This window comes from Ruegeria sp. BHSC043, from assembly GCF_059612985.1.
Genome location: NZ_JBXWRS010000006.1, coordinates 116867 through 135984, shown reverse-complemented (window position 1 = coordinate 135984; position 19118 = coordinate 116867). Strand labels below are relative to the sequence as shown.

At 62.1% G+C, this 19118-nt stretch carries 19 protein-coding genes and 1 tRNA gene; 8 read left to right on the top strand and 12 right to left on the bottom strand.

Annotation, left to right across the window (positions count from 1 at the left end):
• Positions 1-72: 72 nt before the first annotated feature.
• From AC2FMM_RS11695 to AC2FMM_RS11660, 8 genes are all read right to left on the bottom strand, one after another.
• Entirely contained in the window at positions 73-1683 is a 1611-nt protein-coding gene (locus tag AC2FMM_RS11695; protein ID WP_496796639.1) for an arylsulfatase, read from the bottom strand.
• 257 nt (positions 1684-1940) lie between these two features.
• Positions 1941-3245, bottom strand: coding sequence for a hypothetical protein (locus AC2FMM_RS11690; RefSeq protein ID WP_496796638.1), 1305 nt, complete (start codon positions 3243-3245; stop codon positions 1941-1943).
• Entirely contained in the window at positions 3164-4666 is a 1503-nt protein-coding gene (locus AC2FMM_RS11685; protein WP_496796637.1) for a VWA domain-containing protein, read from the bottom strand. Before AC2FMM_RS11685 ends, AC2FMM_RS11690 begins: the two co-directional genes overlap by 82 nt.
• Positions 4663-5646 carry a vWA domain-containing protein gene (locus AC2FMM_RS11680; protein ID WP_496796636.1) on the bottom strand — a complete coding sequence of 328 codons (984 nt, stop codon included), beginning with the start codon at positions 5644-5646 and terminating at the stop codon, positions 4663-4665. Before AC2FMM_RS11680 ends, AC2FMM_RS11685 begins: the two co-directional genes overlap by 4 nt.
• Complete coding sequence (locus AC2FMM_RS11675) at positions 5646-6119, bottom strand: DUF4381 domain-containing protein (RefSeq protein WP_496796635.1); 474 nt, start codon at positions 6117-6119, stop codon at positions 5646-5648. Before AC2FMM_RS11675 ends, AC2FMM_RS11680 begins: the two co-directional genes overlap by 1 nt.
• Positions 6116-7063 carry a DUF58 domain-containing protein gene (locus tag AC2FMM_RS11670; protein ID WP_496796634.1) on the bottom strand — a complete coding sequence of 316 codons (948 nt, stop codon included), beginning with the start codon at positions 7061-7063 and terminating at the stop codon, positions 6116-6118. The genes AC2FMM_RS11675 and AC2FMM_RS11670 overlap by 4 nt, the downstream gene beginning before the upstream one ends.
• A gap of 20 nt (positions 7064-7083) precedes the next feature.
• Positions 7084-8061, bottom strand: coding sequence for an AAA family ATPase (locus AC2FMM_RS11665; RefSeq protein ID WP_496796633.1), 978 nt, complete (start codon positions 8059-8061; stop codon positions 7084-7086).
• A 141-nt stretch (positions 8062-8202) separates the two neighbouring features.
• Positions 8203-9279: an AI-2E family transporter gene (locus AC2FMM_RS11660; protein ID WP_496796632.1), complete on the bottom strand. Its 1077-nt coding sequence runs from the start codon at positions 9277-9279 to the stop codon at positions 8203-8205.
• 170 nt (positions 9280-9449) lie between these two features.
• Between AC2FMM_RS11660 and AC2FMM_RS11655 the strand changes: the two genes are divergently transcribed.
• The 3 genes from AC2FMM_RS11655 to AC2FMM_RS11645 all read left to right on the top strand — a co-directional run bounded on the left by AC2FMM_RS11655 (position 9450) and on the right by AC2FMM_RS11645 (position 12533).
• Positions 9450-10316 carry a YihY/virulence factor BrkB family protein gene (locus AC2FMM_RS11655; RefSeq protein ID WP_496796631.1) on the top strand — a complete coding sequence of 289 codons (867 nt, stop codon included), beginning with the start codon at positions 9450-9452 and terminating at the stop codon, positions 10314-10316.
• The gene (locus AC2FMM_RS11650) at positions 10313-12232 is read left to right on the top strand and encodes a multiheme c-type cytochrome (RefSeq protein ID WP_496796630.1); all 1920 of its coding nucleotides are present in this window, start codon (positions 10313-10315) and stop codon (positions 12230-12232) included. Before AC2FMM_RS11655 ends, AC2FMM_RS11650 begins: the two co-directional genes overlap by 4 nt.
• Before the next feature lie 142 nt (positions 12233-12374).
• The gene (locus tag AC2FMM_RS11645) at positions 12375-12533 is read left to right on the top strand and encodes a hypothetical protein (RefSeq protein ID WP_496712034.1); all 159 of its coding nucleotides are present in this window, start codon (positions 12375-12377) and stop codon (positions 12531-12533) included.
• Between the two features lie 2 nt (positions 12534-12535).
• On the opposite strand, the gene AC2FMM_RS11640 is transcribed toward AC2FMM_RS11645, so the two are convergent.
• Complete coding sequence (locus AC2FMM_RS11640) at positions 12536-13252, bottom strand: RlmE family RNA methyltransferase (protein WP_149774381.1); 717 nt, start codon at positions 13250-13252, stop codon at positions 12536-12538.
• Complete coding sequence (locus AC2FMM_RS11635) at positions 13252-14364, bottom strand: Ppx/GppA phosphatase family protein (protein WP_149774380.1); 1113 nt, start codon at positions 14362-14364, stop codon at positions 13252-13254. The genes AC2FMM_RS11640 and AC2FMM_RS11635 overlap by 1 nt, the downstream gene beginning before the upstream one ends.
• A gap of 239 nt (positions 14365-14603) precedes the next feature.
• Here AC2FMM_RS11635 and AC2FMM_RS11630 point away from each other — a divergent pair, with 239 nt between their 5' ends.
• The 4 genes from AC2FMM_RS11630 to AC2FMM_RS11615 all read left to right on the top strand — a co-directional run bounded on the left by AC2FMM_RS11630 (position 14604) and on the right by AC2FMM_RS11615 (position 17125).
• Complete coding sequence (locus AC2FMM_RS11630) at positions 14604-14900, top strand: virulence factor (protein WP_490360414.1); 297 nt, start codon at positions 14604-14606, stop codon at positions 14898-14900.
• Between the two features lie 26 nt (positions 14901-14926).
• Positions 14927-15853 carry a methylenetetrahydrofolate reductase gene (locus tag AC2FMM_RS11625; RefSeq protein WP_496796665.1) on the top strand — a complete coding sequence of 309 codons (927 nt, stop codon included), beginning with the start codon at positions 14927-14929 and terminating at the stop codon, positions 15851-15853.
• A gap of 9 nt (positions 15854-15862) precedes the next feature.
• Positions 15863-16927, top strand: a complete 1065-nt coding sequence (locus AC2FMM_RS11620) for a methyltetrahydrofolate cobalamin methyltransferase (RefSeq protein ID WP_496689581.1) — start codon at positions 15863-15865, stop codon at positions 16925-16927.
• Between the two features lie 124 nt (positions 16928-17051).
• Positions 17052-17125 (top strand) — tRNA-Gly (locus AC2FMM_RS11615).
• A 172-nt stretch (positions 17126-17297) separates the two neighbouring features.
• Here the strand turns inward: AC2FMM_RS11615 and AC2FMM_RS11610 are convergent.
• Entirely contained in the window at positions 17298-17510 is a 213-nt protein-coding gene (locus tag AC2FMM_RS11610) for an Arm DNA-binding domain-containing protein (protein WP_496796629.1), read from the bottom strand.
• 199 nt (positions 17511-17709) lie between these two features.
• Positions 17710-18564: a LysR family transcriptional regulator gene (locus AC2FMM_RS11605; protein ID WP_496796628.1), complete on the bottom strand. Its 855-nt coding sequence runs from the start codon at positions 18562-18564 to the stop codon at positions 17710-17712.
• Positions 18565-18650: 86 nt separating this feature from the next.
• Here AC2FMM_RS11605 and AC2FMM_RS11600 point away from each other — a divergent pair, with 86 nt between their 5' ends.
• On the top strand, positions 18651-19118 hold the full coding sequence (locus tag AC2FMM_RS11600; protein WP_496678291.1) for a c-type cytochrome: 468 nt from the start codon (positions 18651-18653) through the stop codon (positions 19116-19118).

The following is a 19118-nucleotide window of genomic DNA, read 5'->3' as shown; positions in this document are numbered from 1 at the left end:
ATATCCTTTTATTGCAAAATAATGAGGGTCGCCGCTCAGGCCGGCGACCCTCGAGAGTAGAACCGACCTTTATCAGTTGTTGGTCGGCGTCAGCATCGTCTCGATCACCTGGTCCAAGCTGAAGCTAGCTGCTTCCTGCCGCGGCGGGAACTCCCGGAAGGTCGCCAGGAAATTCGCCACATATTGCTGAGCCGGCACCAGCAGATACACGCGGTCGATCATCCAGTCATAATAGGTGTTCGAGGTCCGGTATCCGCGCTCATAGGGATCGCGCCGCAGGTTCACGATGATCGGCACCCGCAGTTCGGTCCAGGGTTCCATCCAGGCGCGCAGGGTGGCCCAGGCCTTCTGCTCCAGAAAGATCAACTTCCAGTCGCCGTAGCGCAGGGCGGTCAGGTCGCCGTCATCCGAGAAATAGAAGATTTCCTTGCGCGGGCTTTGGGTGGTTTCACCGGTCAACAGCGGCAGGATGTTGTAGCCGTCCAGATGTACCTTATAGTCGCGACCCATGGCCGGCGAACTGTAGCCCTGCTTCAGTTTTTCCTTGATCTCGGGATCTCCGGCCGCCGCCAGGTAGGTGGGCAGCCAGTCCATGTGATGCACGATCTCGTTGGTGACCGAGCCGGGTTCGATCTTGCCGGGCCAACGCACCATCGAGGGTACGCGCCAGCCGCCTTCCCAGTTGGTGTTCTTTTCACCCCAGAAGGGCGTGGACGCGGCATCAGGCCAGGTGTTGTAGTGCGGTCCGTTGTCCGTCGAGTAGTGGACGATCGTGTTGTCTGCGATGCCCAACTCGTCAAGCAGGTCGAGCAGCTGGCCCACATGAATGTCATGTTCGATCATGCCGGCCGAGTATTCGTCCATCACACGACCGGTCATGTCATTGGCCTGCTGGCGCATCTCGTCTTTGACGTGAGTGCGGAAGTGCATGCGCGTTCCGTTCCACCAGACATAGAAGGGCTGGCCCTGTTCGTGGGCACGCTTGATGAAGTCGATCGCCGCAGCCACGGTTTCGTCATCCACGGTTTCCATCCGCTTCTTGGTCAGCGGTCCGGTATCTTCGATGGTTCCGTCGGCCTTGGACTTTATGACGCCACGCGGGCCAAAGGCTTCGCGGAAGGTCCGGCCATCGGGTAGAACCGCATCGCCCGGATAATCTTCGTTCTCGGGCTCCTCTTCCGCGTTCAGGTGGTACAGGTTGCCGAAAAACTCGTCAAATCCGTGGTTTGTCGGAAGATGTTCATCTTTGTCACCCAAGTGGTTCTTGCCGAATTGACCGGTGGCATAGCCGTGGTCCTTCAACAGACCAGCAATGGTCGGATCTTCGACCTGCATACCAAGATCCGCACCCGGCAGGCCGACCTTCGACAGCCCTGTGCGGAACACTGACTGACCCATGATGTAGGACGACCGGCCTGCGGTACAGGATTGCTCGCCATAATAATCAGTGAAGATCATGCCTTCATTCGCAACCCGGTCAATATTCGGCGTGCGATACCCCATCATACCCATGGTATAGGCCGAGATGTTCGACTGACCGATGTCGTCGCCCCAGATGACCAGAATGTTCGGTTTCTGATCCTGTGCCCAAGCCGGTGCGGCCAGCGCGAGGGACACCGTGGCCACGGCCAGTCGCCGCAACCCTCTGCGCCATAAATGCGTTAAATTTCCCTGTGATGACATCTTTTTCTCCTTATGTGGTCAGGCAAAAACGGCCTTGCAGGAAAGTCAAAAGGGGGAAAATGCGCCCCCCGATCCGTCAATAATTCAACACGCCCTTTCCAGGTCAGGCGGTTCGGCAAAAAGGGGAATCAAGACAAGCCCCTCTAGGCAATTGAAAACTATCACAAAGACCAATCCAAAAATACTTATGTTGGAAGATAGTTCCCAAGGATTCGGCTCCAATGAGGTTGACGTAGGGTAAGAGGGTGGCAACCGCGTCAGGGATTGAGCTGAGGCAAGCCGGATTGAGAGTGACGCCGCGGGCGGGCGATACGATCAAGACAATCGCGGACCTTGCGCCAGTTTTCCGGTTGGAGATTACCTCTTCCATATCTGGACGCTCCGATTTCGGCCAGAGAAGCCTCGAATTCAGCAGTGTCTGGTGGGTCGGCCAGCCGCCGTTTCCAGTCTTCCAACGTCTGATAAACGCGGGCGATGTCTTGTTGGCGCACAGCTTTTTTGAGTTCCGAAAACGCATGCGCGGCCGAGGCCAGCCTGCTTTGTCTGGCGGCTTCCAAATGTACATTGAAAACCGGATATAGTTTGCGGAAAACAAGCCATAATATTGCGGCCCCAATGGTGAAATAGCCGATCAGACGTATCACCGTTTCCCGGTCCGGAGGTTGCCACGGCGGCGGCGCAAGAACGAGGTCGACGGGATCGGCGCGCGCAGTTTCGATCTTGTTGGTCTTGAGGTTGAACCAATCGATCTCGACAGCAGGCAATTGGGTCTGTCCGCCGTCCTGGGCCACATACGTCACGCGGTCGGTACGTTGGCCGGACAGGACGCCCCGGTCTTCGGTTTCCGACAATCGGGGTTCATTGGGATAGGCTCGCAACAACGGGTCCTCGATCTCGGGCAACAAAGGCGGGATCATGATCGGGGTCGTTCCGGTGATTTTGGCCGTGATGGTGCGGGTCAGTGCGTCTCCGGTTTGAAGGCTGGTATCGCCCTCAATCTCCTGAGACAGTTCGAACCTGTCAGCGATTATCAGGGGATCCAGTCCTCGGGCTGCGTCAGGAACCTCGACTGTCAGGCGAACGGCGGGCAGGGGAACCGAGACCTGAACCGGATCGTTGGTTTCGGGATCGGCATAGGTCACCTGCACCGCGGCCGCTGCAAATTCATACGTACCGGGGGCGAACGGATACAGCCGATAGCTGCGCTGAACCCCAGACCATGTTTCGCCCTCAACGCTCTCGCTGACCGGCCCCGAAGCGCGATCGGGCAAGCGCACCAGAAGGTTTTCCTGTTCAAGCGATGGAAAGACCGGTGGATTTGGCATGTAGGTCGGCACCAGCACCTTCAGGCGAACGATGGCGGGTTGGCCGACGATTGTCGGATCCGGAGGCACTTCGATCGTGACGCGGGGCTGGAAGTCTGTTGCTTGCGCCAAAACCTGAGCGGGGCATAGAAGCATTATCAAGAGCGCAAGGTACCTCATTGGGATCGCTCCTGATTTTCTAGAACAAACCGGCTGCGCAGGAAGTCCTGCATGTCGGTGTCGATGGCACTGATCCACTGGTCGGCCGACAGGGTCGCGGCGTCCCCGGTCTCGGCCGGTTGCGTGGTGTCCGCGCCCAGACCGGCTTCGTTGTCGAACACTATGTCGTCAGCCCCGATGCCCGACGCTTCGCCGGTGTCGGATTGCTCACGGGTGGATTCGACCTCGGCCAGAATGGCTTTGGCGACGGCCAGGTTGTACGCGGCCTCTGGCCAATCCGGGCGGCGCTCCAGCGCGGTTTCAAAGGCCGCGATGGCCGGACGATACTGTCGATTTCGGATGCGGGCCATGCCTTCGGCAAACGCCGCTTCGGGCGTGGAAAGCTGGGTAAAGGTCTCAGACGCTTCCGCATATTGCCCGGCTTTCAACTGGGCGTAGCCTCGGTGATACGGATCCTGAAACAGCGTGCTGGCCGCGGCGTAGTCCTTCCGGTTCATGGCGATCTGGCCTTGCTGGTCCGGGGTCAGGAACCAGTCCCGCCAAGCGTCTGCGCGCGCGCCGGTCGGCGGCAGAAACAGCAATGCCACAAATCCCCAGCGAATGACCCAGCCACGTCTGAACCACAGCAGTGCGATCAAGGCGACGGGCCAGGCCAAAATCCAAGCGCGGTCCTGCCAGTCAACGCGATCGTCCTCGCCCAAGGCCGCGGAAAAACTGCTGGTGATACCGCGGTTCAGTCGGATGATGTCGCGGTCATCGCCCGAGAACGGAACGATCGAGGCATTGCGCAGGCCGTCCAGTTGCGGAATCTGGCGACCATTCGGAAGCATCGTCAGGAAAAACAATGGGATATCAGATTGTCCCAATGCGGAAACCTGCTGCGGATCGACATCGTCGAGTACAAAGAGAACCGCACTTGTGCCCATCTGATCGCCCAGAATGTCCTGCGCCAGCGTCAGCGCGTCACCGGCGGCATCGCCCGCGACCGGCATGACCGCCGGGGTCAACCCTTCGAGCAAGGGGCGCAGGATGTTGGCGTCTTCGGTCAGCGGCGCGACCCGGTGTGCGGATCCGGCATAGGCGATCAGGGCGGTGGGCGCACCTGCGCGGGTGTTGATCAGATCGGTAATCTTCAACTTGGCACGGTCCAGCCTTGACGGCGCGAGGTCGGCCGACTCCATGCTGTCGGTGACTTTGAGCGCGATCACCAGCGGCGCGGTGTCCGCAATCAGAGGGTTCGGCGCCCGTGACCATGTCGGCCCTGCCACGGCAAGGGTCAGAAGACTGGCGGCGAGCATTGCGAGGTCCAGCGGACCGACCCGCCGTTGATCCTCGGCACCCAGACGCAGTACCTGCGCCAGGTGGCGCGCGATGCCCGCAGGCAGTTCCGAGCTGCCGGATCTGCGTGGCCGGGTCAGCCACCAGAAGGCAGCGATCGGCAGCAACAGCAGCAACCAGTAGGGGCGCAGGAAATGAAACTGGGCCAGAGCGTCGATCATGCCGCGCGCCTCTGGCCCAGTGTGAGACTCAAGCCCAAGGTGCTGGCGAGGATGAAGAGCAGCGCCGCCGCCAGCGGATAGTGTGCAAGGCTGATCCTCGGGCGGTAGCTTTGGGTTTCCACCACGCGGGGGTTCTGGGCGTCGATCTGCTGGTAGACCTCTGTCAGGGCGGCCTCATCATCGGCAAAGAAATACTGGCCTTGGGTTTTGTTGGCGATGTCCTTCAGCGCGTCCAGATCGACCCGGTCTTCGCCCCTGGCAGCCGGGTCGCCGACGCCGATCGTATAGATCACGACACCCTTGTCCGCCGCAATCGACGAGGCATTGACCGGCGTCATGCGGCTTGAGGTGTCGGCACCGTCCGACAATACGATCATCAGGCGTTGGTCCACCTCGCTCGACTCGAAGGTGCGGATGCCCAGCCCGATCGCATCGCCCAGCGCCGTGTTCGGACCCGCCATGCCGACAGCGGTCTGGTCCAGAAAACCGTTGAGGCTTTGCAAATCCTCGGTGAACGGAGCCTGAACGAATGCGCGGGTGCCGAAGATGATCAGCGCCATCCGGTCGCCGTTGCGCCCGGCGATGAAGGCACGCAGAACGTCCTTTACGGCCTCCAGCCGCTGCTTGGGCGTGCCGTCTTCTGCCCTGAAATCGCGCTGGTCCATCGAACCCGAGATGTCCACCGCCAGCACCACGTCGCGGGCGGATTTTTCGACGACGATCGGGTCGCCCAACCTTTCGGGCCGGGCCATTGCCAGAACCAGCAGCACCCATATCAGGATCACCAGCCCGGATTGCATCCGCGTGCGTCTCAGGGTTACCGAGCCAGACTGCGGCTCGGCCCCGGCAGCCTGGGCGACGTGGCGAAAGAACGGGATGCGAATGGCATCGACCCGTTGCCGGTGCGGCGGAGCAAGGAAATAGACCAGTGCCGGCAGTGGCAGCAGAAGAAAAACCCAAGGCGCGGCGAAACTGAACATCACGCCGCCCCCTTGGACCGATGCGACTTGATCCAGTACCGCGCCAGTTCAGCGGCATTCGGGTCTGAGATCCCCTTGCGGTAGGGGGCGGCTGCCAGATTGCCGAGGGCAGAGGCGGAAAATCCTGATAGGTCAGCGGTTTGGCCCAAAAAATTCGTCCAGTTTTCACCGGTCAAACCGGCCACCTGAGACCGGGGAAAGGCGGCAAGGGCGGCACGGCGAACGATCTCGGCGGCTTTGGCCGGGTCATTCTGACACCGGTCCAATTCCTTCAGCGCAAGCCGCCGATAGGCATTTGCCCGCCGGTGCCGCCAGATCGTCACGAGGATCAGACCAACCACGAGCAACAGCGCCACCGTCAGAACAACCCAGCCCCAGGTCTGCGGTACCATGGAAATCGGAGCCGGCTCGGGCGCCGGTTTCAGCATGTCCAGCAGTTCGACCAGCGATTTGCCTTCGGTGTCCGGGGTCATGACCGTCCCCCTTGGTGGCCGAACAGCCGGAGTATCTGGGCCAATGCGGGCTCGGCCGTGGTCAGCGGGACGATCGGAAACCCGTATCGGCGCGACCAGGATTGCAGCTGTGCCAACCTCTGCTCCATCGCCCTTGTCACGCGGTCCGACATTTGTCTGTCAGACGCGTCCAGTTCGATCTGCTGGTTGCCGTCCGAGACCGTCAGCCGCAGCTCGGGCGGCATGTGGCGCGAGATCGGGTCGGAAATGTCGAACAGGATCAGGTCATTGGAATGGGCCAGGCGGCGCAGTAGCCGTTCGGACCCGTCGGTCAGGCCGTCAAAGTCCGAGAACACACAGACCAAGGCATTGGTATGTGCGATGCGCGCAGCCTGTTGCAGCACCTGGTTCAGCGAGACCGTGGTCTGTGGGCGCAGCCCGGCATTCAGGCTGCAATTGAGTGCGCCGAGCGAGGACAGAAACTGCCGCAAAGCCGCCGGGCGGCGCTGCGGTCGATGTTCGGCCAGGTCGGTATCACCGAACACGATACCGCCGACGCGGTCGCCCTGTGCCAAAACCCGATGGGCGGCGATGGCCGCGGCCTCGGCCGCCACTACCGATTTCATGTAGACTTTTGTGCCGAAGAACATCGAAACCCGCTGATCCACCAGCAGCAGAGCCGGGCGGTCACGCTCTTCGGTGTAGACGCGCACATGTGGCTCGCCCGTTCGGGCCGTCACTTTCCAGTCGATCGTGCGGATGTCGTCTCCGGGCAGATAGGTGCGCAGTTCCTCGAAATTCAGGCCGCGCCCGCGCAGGCGTGAGGCATGGCGGCCGTTCAGCACCGAACGGGCCGGCTGCCGGGGCAGAAGGCTGAGCGCGCCGGTGCGCCCGCCGAGGCTCAGCAGGTGGCGGGCATCGACGTGGATGCGTGGGTCGCGGGATGTCGCTGCGGTCGGGGACACGCGGCTCTCCTTTGTTACGATCAGGGCAGGGCGACGAGCTTCTGGATCTCGTCGATCACGTCATCGGCGGTCTTGGCGTCGCCCTGCGCTTCGAAACTCAGCGTGATACGGTGGCGGAACACGTCATGGGCAATGGCACGGATGTCGGCCGGGTCGACATAATCGCGCCCGTTCATCCAGGCATGGGCCCGGCCGCACTTGTCCAGCGCCAGCGATGCCCGCGGACTGGCGCCGATCTCGATCCACGCGGCGAGGTCATCGCTGAGCGCGGACGGCGTCCGGGTCGCCTGAACAAGATCGGCCATGTACCGATCCATCGCATCCGAGACATGGATTTGCCCGATCTGCTGCCGGGCGGCAAAAACGGCATCTTGCGGGATTGGTGACGGTTTCTCGGCAGTGGTCCCGGAATTGGCGGCGGTGTCCTCGCCGCGCACCAGACGGATCACCAGCACCTCGTCCTCGACCGGGGGGTAGGTGATCTGAACATGCATCAGGAACCGGTCCATCTGCGCCTCGGGCAGCGGATAGGTGCCTTCCTGCTCGATCGGGTTCTGGGTGGCCATCACGATGAACAGCGGCTCCATCTTGTGGGTGGTGCCGGACACGGTGACCTGCCGTTCCTCCATCGCCTCGAGCAGCGCGGCCTGAACCTTGGCCGGAGCGCGGTTGATCTCGTCCGCCAGGACGATATTTGCGAAGATCGGGCCGGGCTCGAACCGGAAGGTGCCGCCCGCTTCGGTCTGGGTATAGACCTCGGTCCCTGTGACGTCGGACGGCAGCAGGTCGGGCGTGAACTGAATGCGGCTGAATTCGGCATCAAGATTGCGGGCCATCGCCTTTACTGCACGAGTTTTAGCGAGGCCGGGCAAACCTTCGATCAGCAGGTTCCCGTTGGCCAGCAGGCCGATCAGAAGGCGGTCGATGACCTGTGTCTGTCCGATGATCGATCGGGCCATCCGGGCTTTGAGATCGTTGATTTGGTCAAGCGGTGTCATGGCGGTCCAATCATCACAAACGGTCATCCAAACACTTTGCGCCGGACCCGGTGGATCATTCGGCCAAGCCATTGCAATATTTGGAGGCTAGCAGCGCATTCATGGCCGATCCACCCCTGATTTCAGGGTGTTCAACCGAAGTCAGGCACGCGGCGATTTGACGTCCTCGGCCAGGCGCCCGTCCAACGACATCAAAACGGCGACGGGGCGCAGGGCCGGAATGTGGCTGAAGATGATCAGGATGCAAACAGTCAGCGGAACGCTGAGGAACGCGCCGATCAGACCCCAGACCGTGGTCCAGAAGGTCAGCGCCAGAATCACCAGAAAGGTTGACATGTTCAGCGAACGGCCCAGCAGGGCCGGATCCAGGAAGTTGCCGATCAGGAATTGGATCGTGCCGCACCCGAAAACGATCACCAGGAAGGGGCCGAGCGTTTCGAACTGAACCAGGGCGATCATCGCCGGAAAAACAACCGCGATGATCGAGCCGATCGACGGGATGAAGTTCAGCGCAAAGGTCAGAACGGCCCAGGTTTCCGCGTATTCCAGCCCCAGAGCCCGAAAGATGGCATAGCTGATCCCGGCCGTGACAAGGCTGATGAAGGTCTTGACCCCGACATAGCGCTGCAGACTGAAGGTTATCGCATCCAGAACCGTGGAAAGGTCGCCCCCGGTGACGGGATTTCCGGCCGCGATCTTCAGCTTTTTGCGGAAGGCCAGCCGCTCGGCCATCAGGAAGGCGACATACAGGCTGATCAGGAAAAACTGGTTCAGCATCGAGGTGGCGCTGCCCAGCAGAACCCGCGCGACCGAGGCCATGTCGATGCTGATCAGATTGTCGCGCACAAAGGCGGTCACATCGTTCCCGACCAGGCCGGTCACGCGGTTGATAACGCCGTCGAGCTGGTTTTCGTAGTCGCCCGCGGTCCGTGCGAACTGCGTGGCCTGACTGCCCAGGATGTAGGTGATCATGAACAGGCCGGCCAGAACCACCGTGACGGCAGCCAGATTTGCCAACCACACCGGCGCGCGGGTCAGAGCGATCACACGGTCGCTGAGCGCTATGATCAGCACGTTGATCAACAGCGCCATGGTCAGCGGAACCAGAAAACTTGCACCTGCGTAAAGCCCCAGCACCACTAGGGTCAGCACGATGGTGACGTCGCGAACGACACTCAACCTCAGCGGTGTGCGGGTCGGCGGAGCGGATTTCGTCATTCGGGCCTCGGCTGTTCCAGCGCGAGCTGGGTGCAACGGTATTGTCCAATGGCGATCCTGCACGGACGGCAGGCTTTGTGCAATCGGGCCAGACAGTTATTCGGAAAATTCTCGTGCAATTGACGCATTGGCCGGTTCTTTCGTCGTGAGTTGCAGGCTAGGGTTTCCAAATGACACATGTCCTGATTCCCGTTTTGGGCCGCTTCGTTCGGGCGCTTTGGCTGGCCGTCCGGCGCTTCGACGACAAGAACGGGTTCGTCATGAGCAGCCATGTCGCCATGTCTCTGATGCTGGCGCTGTTTCCCTTTGCCCTGTTCACCGTGTCTCTGGCCGGCCTGCTGTCGCAGGACTATGTCACCGACGAGATGATCGGCCTGATTTTCGGCGTCTGGCCCAAGGACGTGGCCGAGCCGATCGTGGCCGAACTTCGCGCGGTTTTGAACGGGGCAGGGTCGGGAACGATTACCTTGGGTGCAGTGCTTGCCGTCTACTTCGCGTCGAACGGAGTAGTAGCCGTTCGGGCGGCCATCAATCAGGCCTATCACGACACCGACAGCTGGCCGTTCTGGAAAACGCGCCTGTTCTGTCTGGGGCTGGTCATTCTGGGTGGCGCCGCGATTTTGATCGTTGCGGCGGTTGAACTGCTGTTGCCGATCTATTCCCGCCTGATGTCCGAGAAGACGTCAGTGAATGTCGCTGACTGGTTGTCGGTCGAACGCCTGCGGTGGACCTTCGCCGTGGCGGTCCCGGCACTGACGGTGCTGCTGGCCCATCTGGTTCTGCCGGTCGGTCGGCATTCGCTGCGCCAGATCCTTCCTGGCGTGCTGTTGACGCTGGGTTTGTGGCTGGCCGGCGGGCTGGCGTTCTCGCTCTATATCGGTCAGTTCGCAAGCTACAGCGCCACCTATGCGGGGCTGGCCGGCGCCATGGCCGCATTGATCTTTCTGTATCTGAGCGCGGCCATCATGATCTTTGGAGCCGAATTCAACGGTGCGCTGATGGATATCGACAATCATGACGAGGTCGGAAACGTATGACGATTTGGCCGCACGCCGCATGGGCATCCGCAATCTCCTTGGCAAGCATCCTGCTTGCCGGGCCAACGGTGGCGCAGGACTATGTCGGCTCGGAAGCCTGCCGGGATTGCCATGACGAACAAGTGCAAGCGTGGATCGGGTCCCATCACGCCAAGGCCTGGACCGCGCCCACGCCTGAAAACGTGGTGGCCGATTTCGACGGCACGACATTCGCGGACAACGGCATGGCGGTCGAGTTCCGACAGGAAGATGGCGTCTACATCGCAGACGTGACCGAGCAGGACGGCCAAACGCGGACATACAGGGTCCACTCCGTCGTGGGCATCGAGCCGTTGCAGCAATATCTGTTCGAAACCGAACCCGGCCGTTTGCAGAGCTTCGACGTGGTCTGGGACACGGTGGAAAAACGCTGGTACCACCTCTACCCGGATCAGGATCTGCCCCCGGACGACGGGTTGCACTGGACGGGCTCCTACAAGACCTGGAACGCCCGCTGCGCTGAATGTCACGCGACCGAGTTCAAAAAGAACTTTGACGTGCAGACGCAGAGCTATGCCTCGACCCAGTCCGAGATCGGCGTGGGGTGCGAGGCCTGCCACGGTCCGGGCTCGGCCCATCTGGAGTGGACCCGTGGCCAGACCATGCCTGCCGGGCTGGACGCGTTCGGGTTTTCTATGCGCTGGGGCAGGGGGGACACCGAGGCCGAGATTCAGCAATGCGCCTCCTGCCATTCCCGCCGCGAGGCGTTCGCGGATGGAAATCCGCTGCCGGGCATACCGTTCCACGATGCCTACAATCTGGCCCTTCTGCGGCCCGGTCTTTACCAGCCCGATGGCCAGATCATGGACGAGGTCTATGTCTACGGCTCGTTTCTGCAATCAAAGATGTACGCGAAGGGCGTTGGCTGTCTGAATTGCCACGAGGCGCACGGGGCAACCTTGAAGGCCGAGGGCAACGCCGTCTGCACGCAGTGCCATTCCCCGGCGGGCAATCCCGATTTTCCGACCCTGCGCAAGGCGCTGTACGACGATCCCGCGCACCATCGCCACACGCCTGGGGGCGAGGGGGCGCAATGCAAAAGCTGCCACATGATCGAGCGGGTCTACATGGGTGTCGATGGCAGGCGCGACCACAGTTTCCGTGTGCCGCGCCCCGATCTGGGCCTCGGCGCGGACGCCTGTACCGATTGCCACAGCGATCGGGATCAACCTTGGGCCGCGGCCACGATCGACGCGTGGTACCCGGACCCGGCCCACCGCCGGCCGCATTTCGGCACGGTCTTCGCGCCGGCCTTTTCCGGTCAGGGCGCCGACCCCCAAGCTCTGATGACGATCGCGCTGGACGCGGATCAGCCGGGCATCGTGCGGGCCACTGCGGCCTATCTGCTGCAACAGCATGGGTCGGCGGATCTGGCGGCGACCACTGCCGGTCTGCTGGCGGATGCCGACCCGCTGGTGCGGGCCAATGCGGTTCCGCTGCAACGGTCCGCCGACCTGCCGGACCGGATCGACCGGCTGTCCCAGTTGCTGTCCGACCCGGTCCGGTCCGTCCGGCTGTCGGCCGCCAAGGAATTCCTGACCATTCCCGGGCAGGCGCTGATCCCGTTGCAGCGCACCAACGCGCGCGAAGCCATGGCTGATTGGCAGCGCACTTTGTCGAACCGGCTGGACTTCCCCGAAACGCATCTGGTCCTGGGTGGCATGGCGCTGACGCTGCGCAACGCGCCGGCGGCCGAACAGGCCTTTCGTCAGGTGGTGACCCTGGATCCCCAGCGCGAAGAGGCCTGGCCGATGCTGGTCCAACTGGCGCAGATCAATCGCGGCGTCGAGGCCGCGCGCGCCGTTCTGCGCGAGGGGCTGAAGGTTCTGCCCGACAGCGCGGCGCTTGGGGCGCTGGCCGATCAACTGGGCCGCTGACCCGGCACCGAACTTCCCCGATCCTGCCATCTTGACGGCAGATTTCCGACCTATCCCTTCGCCGAGGGCAAAAGGCCCGTTTGGTGATGGTTGTACCATGTTGCATTCGACATTCCCGCCCACGAGGTCCGAGAAAGCCTCGATGCCACGCGACCCGGCGCTGGTTCAACGGATCGAATCCCTGCGCAGCCGTCCCGTCGTCTATCTCGGGCATGGCGACGCGTTGATGCTGCTGGGGTTGGCTACCGCATCCCTGCGGGAACAGCAGTTCGCGGGCGCAAAAACCGCGGAAGACATTTAAGCTCAGCCCCGGAACCCGGTGGCGACCACGAATTTCTCGGAACTGTCCGACCGAGACGCCGGCGGCTTGACGTTCGCGACCTTCTCGAACTTCTGTTTCAGCAGTTTCTGCAGGTCGCCCTCGGCCCCGCCTGCCAGAACCTTGGCGACGAAGGTGCCGCCCTGTTCCAGAACGTCAAAAGCGAAATAGGCGGCGGTTTCACACAGGGCGATAATGCGCAGGTGGTCGGTTTGCTTATGCCCCGACGACGCAGCGGCCATGTCCGACATGACCACGTCGGCCTTGCCGCCCAGCCAGGCTTTGACCTTCTCGTCAGCGTCGTCTTCCATGAAGTCCAACTGATGGATCTCGGCACCGGCGATGGGTTCGACCTCTTGCAGGTCGATGCCCAGAACGGTGCCGATCCGCTTGCCCGATTTCTCGCCCAGCGCGTTCACGCGTTTGACCGCGACCTGGCACCAGCCCCCCGGCGCACAGCCCAGATCGACGACCCGCGCGCCCGGCACCAGGAACCGGTATTTGTCGTCCAACTCCATGATCTTGTAGGCCGCGCGCCCGCGATACCCCTCGGCCTGCGCCCGTTTCACATAGGGGTCGTTCAGCTGCCGCTGCAACCAACGGGTCGAGCTGAGCTTGCGCCCGCGTGCGGTCTTGACCTTGACCTTCAGGTCACGCTGCCCGCGCCCCGAGGTGTTTTTGCCGGTTGGTGTCTTCGCCATCAGAACGGTCCGTCTTCCAATACCCCGTCCGCGCTCATCTGGGCATAGAGCAGACCCTCGCGCAGCCCCCGATCCGCAACCGAAAGGCGGTCGGTGGGCCAGCAGCGCAGCAGCGCCTGCAAAATGGCCGAGCCGGACATGATCAGGGCCTGCCGGTCCTCGCCGATGCGCGGATCGCGGCGCCGACCCTGAGGGCCGAGTTCTAGATAGCCGCGTATCACCTTGTCAATCTGATCACTGGTCATGCGCAGCCCGTCCACCTTGGTGCGGTCATAACGCTTCAACCCAAGATGCGAGGCCGCGACCGTCGTGACTGTGCCGCTGGTGCCGACGATCTGGAACCCCTCGCGGGCCTGTTCATCCTTGTAGGGGGCGAAATCGGCCAGGTTTTCTTCGAAGAACCAGCTCATCAGCGCGAACCGGGCGGCGTCGTCCTCGACATCGTGGAATTGGTCGCGCAGGGTGGCCACGCCCAGCGGCACGCTGATCCAGTCCACCACCTTGGCCGCAGGAAAGGGGCTGTCGGCGGTGTGGAACCCGTTGTGCAACCGCATGATCGCCGATGGCCGGTCGCGCCGCGGCACCGAGGACAGGTCGATCCAGACCAGCTCGGTCGAGCCGCCGCCGATATCGACCACCAGCAGCTGCTCGGTCTTGGTGCTGACCAGCGGCGCGCATGAAATCACGGCCAGGCGCGCCTCTTCCTCGGGTTGGATGATCTCCAAGGTCAGGCCGGTTTCGCGTTTCACCTGCCGGATGAAGTCGCGCGCGTTTCGGGCGCGACGGCAGGCTTCGGTCGCCACCAGCCGCATGCGCTTGACCTTGTTGCGCTTCAGCTTCTGCTGGCAGATGCGCAAGGCTTGAATGGTGCGCGCCATAGAGGACCGCGACAGACGTCCGGTCCGTTCAAGCCCCGAGCCCAGTTGCACGGACTTCGAGAAGCTGTCCACCACATGGAACCCGCTGCCCTTGGGCTGGGCGATCAACATGCGGCAGCTATTTGTTCCCAGATCCAGCGCCGCATACAGCGCATCTGGATCGGGTCTTGCCGGCGCGGGGCTTTCGACCACTTTCGGGAACGCGCCCGCACCTTTGGGACGCTTGGGCGCCATCGTCACGCCCTCCGATTTACGAGTTACCCCGACATTAGGTTGCGGGCGTCCGACGTGCAAGATGCTCATTAAGGTCATGAGGATTTTGATGCCCATCGGCACTGGAGAGACGACCCGAGGCGCTGTATCCCAAGGGGGCGAAAAGGTCGCTGGAACAGCGCCGTGTGTCGAAATCCGACCGACCCGGCCCCACATTGCCGTTTAGAACCGGACCATCTGGTTAGGAGGAATCACGATCAATGCCTGACGTCACCATCGTATACTGGCGCGACATTCCCGCTCAGGTCATCGTCGGCAAGGGCCGGCGCGGGGCCAAGCGGCAATTGTCGGAACGGTTCGAACAGGCCATCGACCGCGCCGCCATGAAGGTGAACGCCAAGGACAGCGACGCCTACCTGGCCGAGTGGCGCAAGGCCGAGCCGTTCGAGGTTGAGGGCGACCCGGCCGAGATCGCCGAGGCCCAGGCGCTGCGCCTGGAAACGGAATACGATCAGGATCGCCTCAAGGCCCTGATCGGAAATGACGGTTGGGCATGAGCCCCAGATCTTTATGGGAGGCCGCGATGGCTTTGCTGAACTTCAAAAAACGTGATGCGGCCGAAAAGGCCCCGGTGAACCCTGCCGTCGAAGCCTTTGTGAAAGGGTATTCGATCGAGGTGATGCCGCGCACCGCCGAGAAGGTCGAAGATTTTCGCGATCTGCTGCCCGAAGGCACGCGCGTCTACATCGCCCATATCGAGGGCACGCCGATCGAGGACATGGTCAAGACCGCCAAGCGGATCACGGCCGAGGGCTATCCGGTCATGCCGCATTTCCCGGCCCGCATCATCAAGGACGCGGCGACGCTGGAGAACTGGATCGCCATGTATCAGGGCGAGGCGGGCGTCGATCAGGCGTTGCTGCTGGCCGGGGGCGTGGACAAGCCGCATGGCGAGTTCGACAGCTCGATGCAGTTGCTTGAGACGGGACTGTTCGACAAGGCGGGCTTCAAGCGTCTGCACGTCGCAGGTCACCCCGAGGGCAACAAGGATATCGACCCGGACGGCTCGACCAAAAACGTGGACGAGGCGTTGCGCTGGAAGCAGAAATTCAGCGAAACCACAGACGCCGAAATGGCGCTGGCCACCCAGTTTGCCTTTGACGCCAAGCCGATCATCGCATGGGCCGACGGCCTGAAGGCGGCCGGGATCGACCTGCCGATCCACATCGGCATCGCCGGTCCGGCCAAGCTGCAGACGCTGATCAAATTCGCGATCGCCTGCGGCGTGGGCCCGTCGCTGAAGGTGCTGCAGAAGCGCGCCATGGACGTGTCCAAGCTGCTGCTGCCCTACGAGCCGACCGACGTGATCACCGCGCTGGCCGAACACAAGGCGGCCAACCCCGACTTCAACATCACCAACGTGCACTTCTTCCCGCTTGGCGGCATCAAGACCAATGCCAACTGGGCCATCGAAAACGGCGGCGCCTCGGCGAAGCCTGTAAACGCTTAAGGACCGGACATGACCCGTACAGTCGTAGAATCAAAGACCAAAACCGCGATCATCGGCTTCGATCAGCCGTTCTGCGTGATCGGCGAGCGGATCAATCCCACCGGCCGCAAGAAGCTGGCAGCCGAGCTGGAAGCGGGCGATTTCTCGACCGTTGAGCAGGACGCGCTGGCGCAGGTGGCGGCCGGGGCGACCGTGCTCGATATCAACGCGGGCGTGGTTTACAACTCGAACCCCAACCCGAACGAGACCGAACCGCCGCTGATGAAACAGATCGTCGAACTGGTGCAGGGTCTGGTCGATGTGCCGCTGTGCATCGACAGTTCGGTTCCGGGCGCGTTGGAGGCCGGGCTCGAGGCTGCCGAAGGCCGCCCGTTGCTGAACTCGGTCACCGGCGAGGAGGATCGCCTGGAACTTGTGCTGCCGCTGGTCAAGAAATACAACGTGCCGGTCGTTGCGATCTCGAACGACGATACGGGCATTTCCGAAGATCCCGACGTGCGCTTTGAGGTTGCCAAGAAGATCGTCCAGCGCGCCGCCGACTATGGCATTCCGGCCCACGACATCGTTGTGGACCCGCTGGTGATGCCGATCGGTGCGATGGCAACTGCGGGGCTTCAGGTCTTTGCCCTGGTGCGCCGCCTGCGCGAAGAGCTGGGCGTGAACACCACCTGCGGCGCGTCCAACATCTCGTTCGGTCTGCCGAACCGTCACGGCATCAACAACGCCTTCCTGCCGATGGCGATGGGCGCGGGCATGACCTCGGCCATCATGAACCCGGTGGCGCTGCCGGTGACGCAGAAGAAGATTGCTGAGAAAAGGGCCGAGGTTGCGGCGGCGGGCATCATCCTGCCCGAGGGCATGGACGACGAAACCTTCGTTCAGATGTTCGGTCTGGGCTCGACCAAGCCGCGCGCCGGCAAGGAAATGGAGGCCATCCGCGCCGCCAACCTGCTGACCAACAACGACCCGCATGGCGGCGAATGGATCAAGTTCAACAAGCCGGCCGATGCCGCAGGCGCCGAAAGCGAGGGCGCGCGTGGCCGTCGGGGTGGCGGCCGCCGCCGCCGGGCCTGATGTGGGTTTGACGCTGTTCCGGGGCCGGGTGTTCAGCCCGGCCTTTTTCTGTGGCAATAACGCGTCTTTCCAGCAGATCGCCGCTTGATCCCGGTGCGCATCCGGTGCTATTTCAGCTCCTGCGGCGGGTATGATGTAATGGTAGCCTGTCAGCTTCCCAAGCTGAACGCGCGGGTTCGATTCCCGCTACCCGCTCCATAAAATCCCCTCAACACACTGTAAAACAAAAACAAAAAAGAGGGGCCGCTTTTGCAGCCCCCCCATTGGCCCCCCCACCTTGCAGTATTAGGCCGCTCTTCCTTCGATCAGGTTTTCCAGATCCTCGACCTTCACCAGACTGGACCTGGAGTTCTTCAGAATCGGTCGCGGACTATTCCCATTTCAGCCGTTCTTTCCGGGCCTCGGCCAAGGAGATTGCCGGGAACGAGCCAAGGCCCATTTCCCTGCGCTTGCCCTGGAACCGATAGCGGTAGATCCATTTCCCGCCCGAGTCCGATTTGATGAAGAATAGCCCGTCGCCATCCAAGAGCTTGTCACCCGGCTTGGCGTTTTTGATTTTTACTGCTGATAGACTGCCTGCCATCCGGCCCCCCCTTTAGCCCCCCCTCTTGGGGTGCGTTTGTTTGCGACACTCTGCAACACCGTGCTACAAGCGTCGGTCGCGTTTTGCAACCTACATTGGCCGGATCGGACAATTTGCGACACGTTGCAACAGCAACATGGTGCGCGCTACTCGCTCCAGATTTTTCCCGCTTTGGCAATGTGTTGCGCTCGTTTGAGCGTCAGGCGTGCTCTGCTGCAAACAGCGGTCTAAGCCGTGCCAGCAGTTGGTCACGCACCAGCGCGAACCTAGGAGTGTGGGCAATCTCTTCCAGCATGGCGACCCAAAGGGGCACGGCCATCCCGGGGGGCACTTCGGGGTCGCGCTTTAGTCTGGGGTCAGCGTCTCCGACGAAGGTCGGCAGGAACGTCCTGCCCGCTCCTTCGGCAGCCATCTGCCGCAGGACCAAGAAGCTGTCGGCACCGCTGATGATGGCCGCGGGCGCGATGTTGTCCGCCATCCACTGCGCGGGCTTCGACTTGCCCAGCGCGCCTTGCAGGGCCAGCCATTTCTGGCTGGGCGTGCCATCGTGATAGACGGCAAAGCGCAGTGTACCGGCCATCTGGCCGGTCAGGCCGCCATCCAATCCGGGGGACGGGCGCACCACAATGTCCGCCGTCAGGCGGGTCAGGTCGTGATGCGTATTGTTGCTGAGCAAAGTGAATTCAAGCCCCGGAAACCGTTCCGAGATTCGGCGCAAGATACATGGCAGCACGATCTGGCACAGGCTGTCCGTCGAAGCGATCCGCACTTTTCCGACCGGGGACCGGTCGGCCCCTGCAATCGTACGATCCAGCGCCAGAACCGCGTTTTCGACATCCTCCATTGCGGCGAAGATCTGCTGTGCCTCGGGGCGGGGTACATAGCCGGACGTGGCTTTGCCGAACAGATGGCAACCGTGGCGCTGCTCGAACGCAGCGACCCGGCGCAGGACCGTGGCATGCGTAACGTTCAGGGCCGTCGCGGCAGCGTTCAATGAACCATGGCGACGGACGGCCAGCACGAAGCGGATGTCATCCCAATTTGTCTTGTTCATAAATGAACAGGCTCAGCAAAATATCAAACAATTACAAGAAAAATTATTCAAGCTAGTCTTTGTGTGTTCAACAAGGGAGCAGAATTATGACCAAATATCTTTCTTTTGCGGCGGCCGGTCTTCTGTCGGTTGCGATCGTAGGTACCAGCATGGCGCAAGAGGCGAAGAACCCCGCAGTTAAGGCGCGGCAGTCTCTGATGTCGCTTTATGCGTTCAACATCGGTCAGTTGGGCGCCATGGCCAAGGGCGAGGCCGAATACGATGCCAAGGTCGCGGCGGCTGCGGCGAACAATCTGGCCACGCTGACCCAAGTCGATCAGTCGGCGATGTGGCCGGCCGGAACCGACAATGCGGGCGATCCGTCTTCGCGTGCTTTGCCGGCGATCTGGCAGAATTTCCCTGATGTCAGCGCCAAGGGGCAGGCCCTGGCCGAAGCCGCTGTTGCCATGCAGTCGGCCGCCGGGCAGGATCTTGATGCCCTGAAGGCCGCGATGGGGCCTCTGGGTGGGGCGTGTTCGGCGTGCCACAAGGCCTATCGCGCCCCCAAGGAGTAA